The organism is Arthrobacter sp. PAMC 25486 (assembly GCF_000785535.1).
In the GTDB taxonomy this organism is placed as follows: domain Bacteria; phylum Actinomycetota; class Actinomycetes; order Actinomycetales; family Micrococcaceae; genus Specibacter.
This window is the reverse complement of the sequence record NZ_CP007595.1, coordinates 4,440,270-4,452,814: the sequence shown is the minus strand read 5'-3', so window position 1 is coordinate 4,452,814 and position 12,545 is coordinate 4,440,270. Positions and strand designations below refer to the sequence as shown.

12 protein-coding genes are annotated in these 12,545 nt (G+C 63.9%); 5 read left to right on the top strand and 7 right to left on the bottom strand.

The genetic code is table 11. The features are described 5' to 3' along the window. Positions 1-45: 45 nt before the first annotated feature. Genes art_RS19960 through pdhA form a run of 3 tightly spaced genes read right to left on the bottom strand, consistent with a single transcriptional unit; the run spans position 46 to position 3,552 of the window. A complete protein-coding gene (locus art_RS19960) occupies positions 46-1,401 on the bottom strand; it encodes a dihydrolipoamide acetyltransferase family protein (protein WP_038467754.1) in 1,356 nt (451 codons plus the stop codon). Between the two features lies 1 nt (position 1,402). After that, positions 1,403-2,413, bottom strand: a complete 1,011-nt coding sequence (locus tag art_RS19955) for an alpha-ketoacid dehydrogenase subunit beta (protein ID WP_038467751.1) — start codon at positions 2,411-2,413, stop codon at positions 1,403-1,405. Further along, positions 2,410-3,552: a pyruvate dehydrogenase (acetyl-transferring) E1 component subunit alpha gene (gene pdhA, locus art_RS19950; protein ID WP_052136827.1), complete on the bottom strand. Its 1,143-nt coding sequence runs from the start codon at positions 3,550-3,552 to the stop codon at positions 2,410-2,412. Before pdhA ends, art_RS19955 begins: the two co-directional genes overlap by 4 nt. Before the next feature lie 143 nt (positions 3,553-3,695). Between pdhA and art_RS19945 the strand changes: the two genes are divergently transcribed. Beyond that, positions 3,696-4,166 carry an Lrp/AsnC family transcriptional regulator gene (locus art_RS19945; protein WP_038467748.1) on the top strand — a complete coding sequence of 157 codons (471 nt, stop codon included), beginning with the start codon at positions 3,696-3,698 and terminating at the stop codon, positions 4,164-4,166. A gap of 208 nt (positions 4,167-4,374) precedes the next feature. Here art_RS19945 and art_RS19940 read toward each other — a convergent pair whose 3' ends face one another. Both art_RS19940 and art_RS19935 read right to left on the bottom strand, forming a co-directional pair. Beyond that, positions 4,375-5,991: a cation acetate symporter gene (locus tag art_RS19940; protein WP_038471174.1), complete on the bottom strand. Its 1,617-nt coding sequence runs from the start codon at positions 5,989-5,991 to the stop codon at positions 4,375-4,377. Positions 5,992-6,030: 39 nt separating this feature from the next. Further along, the gene (locus art_RS19935; RefSeq protein WP_038471172.1) at positions 6,031-6,399 is read right to left on the bottom strand and encodes a DUF485 domain-containing protein; all 369 of its coding nucleotides are present in this window, start codon (positions 6,397-6,399) and stop codon (positions 6,031-6,033) included. Positions 6,400-6,559: 160 nt separating this feature from the next. On the opposite strand from art_RS19935, the gene art_RS19930 reads away from it, so the two are divergent. The 4 genes from art_RS19930 to art_RS19915 all read left to right on the top strand — a co-directional run bounded on the left by art_RS19930 (position 6,560) and on the right by art_RS19915 (position 10,463). Further along, positions 6,560-7,792, top strand: a complete 1,233-nt coding sequence (locus art_RS19930; RefSeq protein WP_157875385.1) for a sensor histidine kinase — start codon at positions 6,560-6,562, stop codon at positions 7,790-7,792. Between the two features lie 63 nt (positions 7,793-7,855). After that, positions 7,856-8,581, top strand: a complete 726-nt coding sequence (locus tag art_RS19925) for a LytTR family DNA-binding domain-containing protein (RefSeq protein WP_038467745.1) — start codon at positions 7,856-7,858, stop codon at positions 8,579-8,581. Then, a complete protein-coding gene (locus art_RS19920; RefSeq protein WP_052136826.1) occupies positions 8,578-8,970 on the top strand; it encodes a hypothetical protein in 393 nt (130 codons plus the stop codon). Before art_RS19925 ends, art_RS19920 begins: the two co-directional genes overlap by 4 nt. Next, positions 8,967-10,463 carry a cation acetate symporter gene (locus art_RS19915; protein ID WP_038467742.1) on the top strand — a complete coding sequence of 499 codons (1,497 nt, stop codon included), beginning with the start codon at positions 8,967-8,969 and terminating at the stop codon, positions 10,461-10,463. The genes art_RS19920 and art_RS19915 overlap by 4 nt, the downstream gene beginning before the upstream one ends. A 454-nt stretch (positions 10,464-10,917) precedes the next feature. Here the strand turns inward: art_RS19915 and art_RS19910 are convergent, their stop codons facing one another. Continuing rightward, entirely contained in the window at positions 10,918-11,511 is a 594-nt protein-coding gene (locus tag art_RS19910; RefSeq protein ID WP_157875463.1) for a DivIVA domain-containing protein, read from the bottom strand. 63 nt (positions 11,512-11,574) lie between these two features. Further along, positions 11,575-12,474 carry a phosphatidate cytidylyltransferase gene (locus tag art_RS19905; RefSeq protein WP_038471165.1) on the bottom strand — a complete coding sequence of 300 codons (900 nt, stop codon included), beginning with the start codon at positions 12,472-12,474 and terminating at the stop codon, positions 11,575-11,577. Between the last annotated feature and the right edge of the window lie 71 nt (positions 12,475-12,545).

Below are 12,545 nucleotides of genomic sequence, written 5' to 3'. Positions count from 1 at the left end.
GGCCAGAGCCGAATCGTTGCGTTCCGGCCGCACTTTCCCGCCTGTTTAGCCCAGCGCCAACGCCATGGCGGGATCGGCCACCACGGCAGCCACATCGGCCAGGAAACGGGAGCCGCGTGCGCCGTCGACCAGCCTGTGGTCGAACGACAAACTCAACGTCATCACCTGCCGCAGCGCCACCTGCCCCTGATATTCCCACGGCAGCTTCCGCACGGCACCGAGGGCCAGAATTCCAGCCTCCCCCGGGTTCAGGATGGGTGTGCCGCCATCGATGCCGAACACGCCAATGTTGGTGATGGAGAAGGTGCCGCCGGCCAGGTCCGCGGGCGGCGTCTTCCCCGCCCGGGCCGTCTCGGCCAGCCCGCCCAGCGCCCCGGCGAGCTCGCGCAGCCCCATCGCCTGGACGTCCTTGATGTTGGGCACCAGCAGCCCCCGGGGCGTGTCCGCGGCAATGCCCAGGTTCAGGTAATTGAAGCTGACCACCTCCTGCGCGGCCTCATCCCAGTGCGAATTCAGCTCCGGATGCCGCGCCACCGCCAGGCTGACGGCCTTGGCAGCCAGCGTGAGTGGCGTGACCTTGACCCCGGCAAATTCCTTCCGCAGACGCAGTTTCGCCAAAAATTCCATGCCGGCGGTGACATCGACGGTCAAAAATTCCGTGACGTGCGGTGCCGTGAAGGCGCTTTGCACCATGGCCTGGGCCATGAACTTCTGCACCCCCTTGATAGGTGTGCGCACCTCCCGCTGACCCGTGTGCCCCAATTCCATGGACGACGGCGCACCCGCCACCGCGGTTCCGGCACCTTGGGTGTGGTCCCCGGCAAAGGTGACGACGTCGGAGCGGGTGATCAGCCCCCGCTCCCCCGTACCGGCCAGCAGGTCCAGTTCGATGCCGAGGTCGCGGGCCAGCTTCCGGACCGGGGGTGTGGACCGCGGCCGGTCCAACTGAACCGGCCCGGCAGGGGCTGCGGCGGGTGCGGCAGCCCCTGCTTCGACCTCCAGAGCAGGTGCCCCAACAGTTGCAAACGCGCGCTGCCTGCGGACCGGAACGGCCGACGTCTCGGGGTCAGCCCCGTACCCAACGAGAGTGGGAATCCGCTTCGGCGCTTCCTCCGCAGGCGCCGACGAGGTCCCCTTGCCGGACGGAGCTTGACCACCAGCGTCAGGAACGTCGAAGGCAATGATCACTTCGCCGACCTCCACCATGGTGCCGGGGTCGTGGGTGATGGCAGTAACGGTCCCCGCATAGGGCGAGGGCAGTTCCACGACGGCCTTGGCGGTTTCAACTTCGCCGAGGACCTGGTTGAGCGCCACGGTGTCGCCAACGGCGACGGCCCAGCTGACGATTTCTGATTCGGTGAGGCCCTCACCAAGGTCGGGCAGCTTGAATTCGGCAATCATGTCAGTCCTCCATGCCTGTCTGGGAGTTGGTCCGGCCCAAGGCGCGGTCGACGCCGTCGAGCATCCGGTCAAGGTCGGGCAGATGGTGCTTCTCCAACTTTGACGGCGGGTACGGGATGTCGAAGCCGGTGATGCGTACGGGGGCGCTTTCCAGATAGTTGAAGCAGCGTTCGGTGATGGTGGCCGCGATTTCCGCGCCGAGGCCCAGGGTCTTTCCGGCCTCGTGGGCGATGACGAGGCGGCCGGTGCGGCGCACCGATTCCATAATGGGCGCATAGTCAACAGGCGACAGTGAGCGCAGGTCGATGACCTCCACGGAGACGCCGTCGGCGGTCGCTGCGGTTGCGGCATCAAGGGCCGTGCGCACCAGCGGCCCGTAACTGACGAGCGTGACGTCGGTGCCTGGCGCCACCACACGTGCGGCGCCCATGAGAGGGGCCGCAGAAAGTGCCGCGTCCAGATCCACCTCACCCTTGGTGTGGTAGCGGCGCTTGGGCTCAAAGTAGAGGACAGGGTCGTCGCTCGCGATGGCCTGACGCAGCATGGTGTAGGCGTCCTGCGGGTTGGAGGGGCTGATGACGCGAAGCCCCGAGGTGTGTACAAAGTAGGCTTCCGGGGATTCCGAGTGGTGTTCGGGAGAGCCGATTCCGCCGCCGAAGGGCACCCTGATGGTCAACGGCATCCGCACCTTGCCGTGGGTGCGCGCGTGCAGCTTTGCCACCTGGGAGACGATCTGGTCGAACCCCGGGTAGATGAAGCCGTCAAACTGGATCTCGCATACCGGCCGGAAGCCACGGTAGGCAAGGCCCACGGCTGTGCCTATGATGGCCGATTCGGCCAGCGGCGTGTCGATGACGCGGTGGGAGCCGAAGTCCTTCATCAGCCCGTCGGTGACGCGAAAGACCCCGCCCAGGGTGCCGATGTCTTCGCCCATCAGCACCACTTTCGGGTCCTCTTCCATGGCCCGCCGGAGGCCGGCGTTGATGGCCTGTGTCAGGCTCAACTTGCTCATGATGCACTCCCTTGCACTTGGTGACCTGCGCCCGGCTGGCCCGCAAACGAGGCCAGGTACCGCCGGTATTGTTCCCGTTCACGGTCAAGGACTGGATGGGCGTCAACGTAGATGTCCGCAAAGGCGCTCATGGGTTCGGGGTCGGGGATGTTGATGCAGGCATCCCGGAGCTCGGCGGCCACGGCGTCGGCGTCCGCTGCAATCGCGGCTTCACCTGCGGCGTCGAGCATTCCGGCGTTAAGCAAGTACGTGCGCAGCCGATCCAGGGGGTCCTTGGCGGCCCATTCCTCCAGTTCGGTGACGCCGCGGTAGCGGGTGGGGTCGTCGGCGGTGGTGTGCGGGCCCATCCGGTAGGTGACGGCCTCGATGAAGCTGGGGCCTCCTCCGCTGCGGGCCCGGCGGGCGGCCCAGCGTGTGGCGGCCAGAACTGCCAGGACATCGTTGCCGTCCACTTGCAGGCCGGGGATGCCGTAGCCGGGGGCGCGGCCGGCGATCGGGACGGCCGATTGCAGGCCGACTGGTTCGGAGATGGCCCAGTGGTTGTTTTGGCAAAAGAAGACCACGGGGGCCTGGAAGCTGGCGGCGAACACCATTGACTCGTGGACGTCGCCCTGGCTGGTGGCGCCGTCGCCGAGGTAGGCAATGGCCATGGCTTCCTTGCCCTCCATGGCAATGCCCATGGCGTAGCCGGTGGCGTGCAGCGTCTGGGCGCCGATGATGATTTGAGGTGTGGCCATGTTGACTTCATACGGGTCCCAGCCGGTGTTCATGTTGCCGCGCCAGGTGCCCATGATGCCGGGCAGCTTGGCGCCGCGGATGTAGGCCACACCGTTTTCACGGTAGGTGGGGAAGATGAAGTCATCCTTTTCCACGGCCCGGACCGAGCCGACCTGTGATGCTTCCTGGCCCAGCATGGGCGGCCAGAGGGCTACCTGGCCCTGGCGCTGAAGCGCGGTGGCCTCCACGTCGATCCGGCGGATGACCACCATGTCCCGGTACAGGGAGGTGAGTGTGTTCTCGTCAACGTCCTGGACAAATGGGTCCAACAGTTCATCGCCCACGCGGGTTCCGTCCGCGGTGATGAGCTGGTGCATTTTCATGGCGGCCTGGCCTGTGGGCTCGTGGCGCGTTTGAGTCATGATGTGTTCGCCTCCCTGCGTTTTGGTGGGATGGTTCCTATGCATGTGACCCTACTCACGCGGCGCATCCGGCACAATAACTTGGGAAAAAATTGAGCAGAACGCACTGTCCAGCTCCTCCAGACCGTGCTAGCCTGCGCATTATGCCTACTCTTGACGGTACCGACGCACGCATCCTCCTGGCCCTGATCCAGGATCCCCGACAGACCGTGGTTGCCATGGCCGAAAAGCTGGGACTGTCCCGCAATACTGTGCAGGCCAGAATGGCTGCGCTGGAACGGCACCACGCCTTCCTACCCTTTGACCACAGAATCAGCCCCAACGCTCTTGGCTACCCACTGACAGCCTTCATTTCGGTTCACGTTCAGCAGCAGCAGCTTCAGGCCCTGGCCACCTCGCTGGCGGCAATTCCCGAAGTGCTTGAGGCCCATGGGCTCAGCGGCCGCGCAGATCTGCTGGTGCGTGTGGCCTCCACCGGCGCCGAAGACTTGTTCCGCATCAACGGCAAGATCCTGGCGTGCGCCGGCGTAGAGCGTACCGAAACGTCCCTTGCCATGAACGAGCTGGTCCCCTTCCGGATGTCACCGCTACTCAGGCGCGTACTGAAGGCCTAGCAGGCATGTGGTGCGGGCCGGCGCCCCTACCCTGCAGGAATGCCGCCGTGTGGGACACCCCGAACAAACTGCGGCAGCTTTTCATCCTGTTGGCCCACTGGGCCGCAGACAAACGGGCCGGTCACGCAAAAGGCCCCGTCCGCCGTCGAAATTCAACGGGAACGGGACCTGCGCCGGCCCTTGCTTCAGGGCCGGGGAAAGGCTGCGGTTAGTGGTCCACGGCCTTCTCTGCACCGACACCGGTCAGGGAGCGAACTTCCATCTCGGCCTGGATGCGCGGATCCTCGGTGTTCTTGTCCATCACAGTGCCCAACCAGCCCAGGAAGAACGCCAGCGGGATCGAGACGATGCCGGGGTTGGCCAGCGGGAACCAGGAGAAGTCGGCACCCGGGATCATGGCCTTCTCGTTGCCGGAGACTACCGGGGAGAACGCGATCAAGATGATGGCTGCAGCCAGGCCACCGTACATGCTCCACAGTGCGCCCTGGGTGGTGAACTTCTTCCAGAACAGCGAGTAGATGATCGTGGGCAGGTTTGCCGAGGCTGCGATGGCGAAGGCCAGGGCAACGAGGAAGGCGATGTTCTGGCCGTTGGCCAGGATGCCGCCGCCGATGGCGACCACGCCGATCACGATGACCGTGCGGCGGGCCACCTTGACTTCCATCTCCGGCTTGGGTTCGCCCTTGACAATGACGTTGGAGTAGATGTCGTGGGCAAAGGATGCTGCCGCCGTGATGGTCAGGCCGGCCACGACCGCGAGGATGGTGGCGAAAGCGACGGCGGAGATGAAGCCCAGCAGAATCGGCCCGCCAACCACGAACGCCAACAGTGGGGCGGCCGCGTTGACGCCGCCGGGAGCAGCCAGGATGGCGTCCTTGCCGATCAAGGCACCTGCACCGTAGCCAAGGACCAGGGTGAAGACGTAGAAGCCGCCAATGAGCCAGATGGCCCAAACCACGGACTTGCGGGCTTCCTTGGCCGTGGGGACGGTGTAGAAGCGCATCAACACGTGCGGCAGGGCAGCCGTTCCAAGCACCAGCGCCAGCGCCAGTGAAACAAAGTCCAGCGGGGCCTTGCCGTACTGGGCGCCCGGGTTCAGCAGGGCTTCACCCACGCCACCCTCGTTGATGGAGGTCTGCACTGCGGCGTCCAACAGGGTTGAGAGGTTGAAGCCGTGCATTGCCAGCACAATGATGGTCATGATGGCTGCGCCGATGATGAGCAGGAACGCCTTGATGATCTGCACCCACGTGGTGCCCTTCATGCCGCCGATCAGTACGTAGATGATCATGAGCACGCCAACAACGGCGATGACAACGTTCTGGCCGGCCTTGTTCGAGTTGTCCAGGCCGAGCAGCAGCGACACGAGTCCTCCGGCGCCGGCCATCTGGGCCAGCAGGTAGAAGAAGCAGACAACCAGGGTGGTGGTGGCTGCTGCGATACGCACGGGGCGTTGCTTGAGACGGAAGGAGAGCACGTCTGCCATGGTGAACTTACCGGTGTTGCGCAGCAGCTCGGCGACGAGCAGCAAGGCAACCAGCCAGGCTACGAGGAAGCCGATGGAGTAGAGGAAGCCGTCGTAGCCGTTGACGGCGATGGCTCCGGTGATGCCCAGAAAGGAAGCTGCCGAAAGGTAGTCGCCGGCAATGGCTGTACCGTTCTGGCCGCCAGAGAAGGATCGGCCGGCCGCGTAGTAGTCGGCGGCAGTTTTATTGTTCCGGCTGGCCCGGAAAACCACGATCATGGTGATCGCAACGAATCCAACAAAGATCAAAATATTGATCCAGGAGTTTTCCTTGGTTTGCTCGGCGAGCGACTTTGCCAGCGGTGCAACATTGAGGAGTGCGGAGGACAGGCTCACGGGCTAAACCTCTTCCATGGTCTGGTCGGCAGCATCGATCTGGCTTTCCAGGCGGGTGCGAATGACGGCTGCCTGGGGATCGAGCTTGCGGTTGGCGTAGGTGACATACCAGGTGGTGATGCCGAAGGTGGTGACGAACTGGAGCAGGCCAAGGATCAGGCCAAGGTTGATGTTGCCCCAGACCTTGATGGACATGAAGTCGTGGGCATAGGCGGCCAACAGGACGTACGCGAAATACCAGACCAAAAAGCCGATGGCGACGGGGAAAACAAAATTCCTGTGGGACTTGCGAAGTTCCTGGAACTCTTCCGAGTTCTGTTCCGCTACAAAGTCCACCGGACCTTCATTGCTTGCGTGGGCAGAATTACCCATCATTCCTCCTTGAGTGATGTGATCCCTTTCACTATGAAGTGCGCCAGCTCACATTTCCGGGTCGTTGGGCCGGTGCCGCGGTGAACGGCATGGACGCTGCGCCGAACGGCACAATCCCCTGCAATCGGGGGGCCGGCGATCTCCCGCTAGTGTTTACTCCATGTCCTCTCCCGTGCTGAGCGATTCCACGCTCCTGCTCATCATCGCCATCGCTGCCGTGCTGGCCGCCGTCGCCATTGTGTCCCTGGTTGGTTTCCGGCTCTCACGCTCGTACCGGGATCTGGGCACGGAAGCCGAGCATGCCACCTTTGCCGCCCTGCACTCAGCCGCAGCCGCCGGAGAACAGTTGCGCAACGGGTTGGAGCCGGCGGGCGCCCTCAAAGCCAGCAAGCAGTTGCGCACGCTGCTGAACTGTGCCGCTTTTGCCATGACCGACGACGCCCGTCTCCTGGCCTGGGACGGCACCGGCGCCGCTGTCCGGGAACCCGAGTCCGACGTCGTCATGGCACTCGCTGCCAAGGCGCTGCGCAACGGCCGCACCCAGGTTGCAGCCCTCGACAAAACCCTGCGCCAGGAACTTGGGCTGCCGCTGGACGGGGAGCTGAAGGCCGCGGTGATCTGCCCGCTGAAGGTAGACTCCCGGGCCGTGGGCACCGTCATCATCCTGTCCAAGGCGCCGTCGGCGGGGCTGGTACGGGCCACGAATGAGGTGGCGGCCTGGGTGTCGGCGCAGTTGGAATTGGCCGAACTGAGCTCCTCACGGACCCTGCTGGCGGAGGCTGAGGTGCGGGCCCTGCGTGCCCAGATCAGTCCGCATTTCATCTATAACTCACTCAACGCGATCGCCTCTTTCATCAACACCGATCCACAGCGCGCCCGCGACCTGGTGGTGGAATTTGCCGACTTCACCCGGTACTCATTCCGCCGCCACGGGGATTTCACCACGCTTGCCGAGGAGTTGCGGTGCATCGACCGGTACCTGCTGTTGGAGAACGCCCGTTTTGGCGACCGGCTGCAGGTGAGCCTGCAAATTGCCCCCGAAGTCCTCAGCACCGTCATCCCCTTCCTCAGCCTGCAGCCGCTCGTGGAGAACGCTGTCCGCCACGGCCTCGAGGCGAAGGTTGGCAAGGGCCTGGTTCAGATTGTGGCCCGGGATTTGGGCGCCTACACGGAGGTCACAATAGAGGACGACGGCGTGGGGATGGACCCTGAGCAGCTGCGGCTGGTGCTGGCTGGTCACCAGGACGGCACCCATGTTGGTCTGCGCAATGTGGACTCCCGCCTGCGCCAGGTTTACGGCGACGACCACGGCCTGACCATCGACACCGGCGTGGGCCACGGCATGCTGATCACCATGACGGTGCCCAAGAACCAGCCCGGCCATGACGCCTGATGCAAGCGCTGCCCTAACTCGCTTCTCCCCACCCGGGGCCCCTCGGCCGTTAGGCTTAGCCACATGATTAATGTCCTGGTGGCCGACGACGAACTTCCCGCCGTGGCAGAACTTGCCTTCCTCTTGGGTCGGGATCCGCGCATTGGCACGATCCACCGGGCCATGAGCGGTGCCGAGGCTCTTGATTTGCTGGGCCGGCACACGGTCGAGGCGGTATTCCTGGACATCCATATGCCGGGCCTGTCGGGCCTGGAGCTGGCCGAGGTGATTGGCCTCGGCGTCAACCCTCCCGTGGTGGTGTTTGTGACGGCCGACGACGACCGGGCCCTTGAGGCGTTTGAGCTCGCCGCCGTCGACTACCTGCTCAAGCCGCTGCGGCCCGAACGGCTGACCAAGACAGTGGATCGGGTCATGGAGCTCGTGGCGCATCCGGCCGCCGTCGAAGAAGTCGAGATGATCACTGTTGACCAGGGCGGCACGAGCCGCATCATCCGACTCGACGAGGTGAAGTTTGTGCAGGCCCAGGGCGATTACGCCAGGCTGCACACGGCCGAGGCGAGCTACTTGATCCGGGTCCCCCTCGCCGACCTTGAACTGCGCTGGGCCGAGGCGGGCTTCCTCAGGATTCACCGCTCCTACCTGGTGTGCATGCAGTTCGTCACTGCCCTGAAACTCAGCGCGGCCAAACCCACAGTGTCGGTGGGCAGCAACGTCCTGCCCGTCAGCCGGAGGCATGTTCCGGTACTGCGGGAACACCTGCAAGCTACACGGGTACGGCCCATTTCATGACCATCGGCCCCAGCCGCCCGCCAGCTGAGGGACGTGTGCGGGTCGCTGCACCCCGGCGCCAGGCGCAACACATCTCGCACCGCACCAGCGTCTCGGACGAGGTGGCCGAACAGTCGGACGTGGGTGAGGTCATGGTGCGCTCCCTGATCCGCTCACAACTGCGCCTGGCCTTGGTTGTCACCGCTGGCTTCATGGCCTCGCTGTTGCTGTGTTGGGCGCTGGTGCGCTGGATTCCAACATTTAGCGATGCCCGCCTCCTCGGTATTCCCGTGCCGTGGCTGATTCTGGGAATCGGCATATATCCCGTCATCGGAGCGTGTGCCTGGCTCTATGTGCGGGCGGCAACGAAGAACGAGAACCAGTACCGTGACCTGGTGGATGAAAAATGAACCCGGTCATTGGCTACACGGCGCTGATCCTTGTCTCCATTGCCACGACGGTGATCGGTTTTTATGGCCTGCGGATTTCCCGGACCACCAGCGACTTCTATGTTGCCTCACGGACAGTGCGGCCGTGGTGGAACGCTTCGGCCATTGGCGGAGAATACCTCTCCGCCGCCAGTTTCCTGGGCATTGCCGGACTCATCGTCATCTCCGGCATTGATGCGCTTTGGTTCCCCATCGGTTACACCGCCGGCTACCTGATGCTGCTGTTCTTTGTGGCCGCGCCGCTGCGCCGTTCCGGTGCGTACACCATCCCCGACTTTGCGCAGGCGAGGCTGGATTCCACCACTGCCCGCTATGTCACGAGCGTCCTGGTCGTGGTGGTGGGCTGGTTTTACATTGTCCCGCAGCTGCACGGCGCGGCCCTGACCATCCGCATCACCACGGGCCTGCCGTCGTGGGTGGGTGCCGCCGTCGTCGTTGTCATCGTGTGCGTCACTGTCGTCACGGGAGGCATGCGCTCCATCACCTTTGTGCAGGCGTTCCAATATTGGCTCAAGCTCACCGCGCTGGCGGTCCCCGCGATATTCATCCTGCTCATGCTCTCCGGCAGCTCCGGCACCCCGCTTCCCGCCGACACCCAACTCTTCCCCCCGGCCAGTCCGCTCAGCGCGGATTCCACCTACCGCACCCTGTCACTGCTGGTGGCCCTGTTGTTTGGCACGCTGGGCCTCCCCCACGTCTTGGTGCGTTTTTATACCAACCCCGACGGCGCAGCCGCCCGCCGCACGACCCTGATAGTTTTGGGGCTGCTCTCCATCTTTTACCTGTTCCCTACCGTGTACGGCGTGCTGGGGAGGGCGTTTCTGCCGGATCTGGCAGCGAACGGCTACCCTGATGCGACGGTGTTGCTGCTGCCGGGCACCCTGGTGGGCGGACTGGGTGGGGACATCCTGTCGGCCTTGGTCGTGGCGGGCGCCTTTGCGGCATTCCTGTCAACCACCTCCGGGCTGGTGGTTTCCCTTGCCGGGGTGATCAGCCAAGACATGCTTGGGGGAAGCGTGCGGGGGTTTCGGATCGCAGCCATTTTGGCCGCCGTCGTGCCTCTCGGCGTGGCGCTGATGACCGACTCGCTGGCACTGGCCGGCAGCGTGGGCCTGGTGTTCGCCTTTACGGCATCCACCATCTGTCCCTTGCTGCTGCTGGGAATCTGGTGGCGCGGGCTCACGGATGTGGGGGCCGTGGCGGGCATGCTCACCGGCGGCATCCTGTGCGGCACGGCACTGCTGTGGGGTTCCCAGCTGGGCAGTGATTCGCCGTGGCGCGAGATTCTGACACAGCCGGCCGCGTGGACCGTGCCGGCGGCTTTCCTGGTCACGATTGTGGTGTCGAAGGCGAGCCAGCACCGGCGCAGTTCCACCACGTCCCGCTTCATGACGAAGCTGCATGTGCCGGAGCGTCCCCTGGCCGTGGACAACCCCCGCGGCCAGGCAGGCTGAAGCCCCGTTCAAGACCTGTGAAACAACAGTTTTATGCAGCCGAGGCCTCACATGACACCGAGCTGGCAGTTGTTGCTCTCCCAACGCGTTTTGACAGCAACAACTGCGAGTTGGTGGGCCGGATGCCCTGTCGATGTTTGAAACAGCAACCGATGCGTTCCAACCCCGGCTGGCAACTTTGAAACAGCAACTGCTGTCTCAAACCCCGTATCGTCGCGATGCCCGGCCTCGGGCACTCGTGCTGGCATATTCCGACCCTCGAAACGGGTCTGGAGCCGCATAATAGGTCTGGAGCCGCACCGTACATGGTTTTATCCATGCACTGTGCGGCTCCAGACCGTACTCGATTTCGCATGTGGCAAAACTGTGGCGCATGGGGCGTGGGGCCGCTCCATGAGACCCGGGGTCAGTTTGCGCAATTTTCTCCGGAGGGCCCAGTGTGGCAGCCCGGGTGTTACTTTGCGGCGAGCGGGTCGATGGCGGCCATCAGCTCAACGACCTTGTCGAGGAAGGCGTCCACCTGGCTTTCTTCATACCCTTGATCGCCCTTGACCGGGGCAAACACTGCACGGCGGACGACGTCAACACTCAATTCACCGTTGTCTTCGATGTACACCAGCAGTTCACGGCATAGCAGGTCCACGTCGCCAATGTTGTAGCTTTGCGCGTTGCGCTTGCTGGGCCGGCGGAAACGCTCCCCGTCGGGGCGGTGGAGCCTGGCGCGCAGCACGGATGCGGTCTTGCCGATCTTCATCATCCACGCCTTTTCGCCTTCGGCGGCGATCAGGAGGTCCTTTTCGCGCAGCACAAATTCGTCTTCGATCCTGTCCATGGCAGCGTCGACCGCCTGGGCACTGTAGCCACCCTTGGCCGGGTCGAAGGCAGCCGTGCGCACGTCATGGCTGGTGATGGACTTGCCCTGGGTGTCGGCGTTCAGGAAATAGGCGCGAGCCCGCTCCAAAAAGACGTCAACCTGCTTGACGTTGTAGCCCACTTCCTTGGGACCGACCAACTTGAACTTCGAGTTGGTGCGGGTCTTCTCTTCCATAGTCACAGTCATTCCTTGAACGTTTCTCTTCGGGTTCACCAGGGCAGCACAACTGTGCTGGCGCTAGAACCGGCCCAGTACGGTAAAGATGGCATATGCCACGGGTGCAGCGAACAAAATCGAATCGAGCCTGTCCATGACTCCGCCATGGCCGGGGAGCAGGTTGCTCATATCTTTCACTCCGAGTTCACGTTTGACCATGGACTCGGCAAAATCTCCGCCGGTGCCTGCAAAAACCATACCAACGGCAAGGGCAAAACCCACCCACCACGGCTGATCAAGCAGGAACACAGTGGCCAGGATGGCCACCAGCGTTGCTCCGCCGAGTGACCCGGCGAAACCCTCCCACGATTTCTTGGGACTGATTTTTGGTGCCATGGGGTGCTTGCCAAACAGCACACCCACCAGATAGCCAAAGGTGTCGTTGGCAACCACCAGCAGGAGCATGATGATCACCTGGACAACACCGGGGCTCATGTCTGCCAGATCAAGGGTCAGGCCCAGCGTGGGCCCTTCCTCCCCGCGCAGCATCAAGAAAACGAAGCTCAGCAGGAACGGGATCCACATGAGCGTGAACACCCCGGCCATGATGCTCTTGACGGAGCCGGGCCCGGAATCGAGGGAGCGCCACAGCACGGTGGCCCCGGCACCGGCGACCAGTGCAAACAGCAGGCCCTCGGCTCCTGCGAAGTAGGCCGACACCGGCATGGCCAGCGCCCCCACCATGACAGGAGTGAGCGGTGCGATGATCCCCTTGCCGGCGATGGCCCGGGTCACCTCCCACACGCCCACGCCAACAAAAATAGTGGCCAGGGCAACGAAGCCCAGCGGATAAAACAACAGCGTGGCAATGACCAGCACCAGCAACGTGATCCCGACGGCGATGGCTGCGGGCAGGTCGCGTCCAGCCTTGGGGGTGCGTGGCGCCTTCTTCACGGCAGCTTCGTCCGGCAGTGTCGCCATGGCCCCCGCCGCCGCTGGAACCACAGGAATGCCCGTCACCTGGGCCGCGGACACGGGGCTGGGCGCCTCGT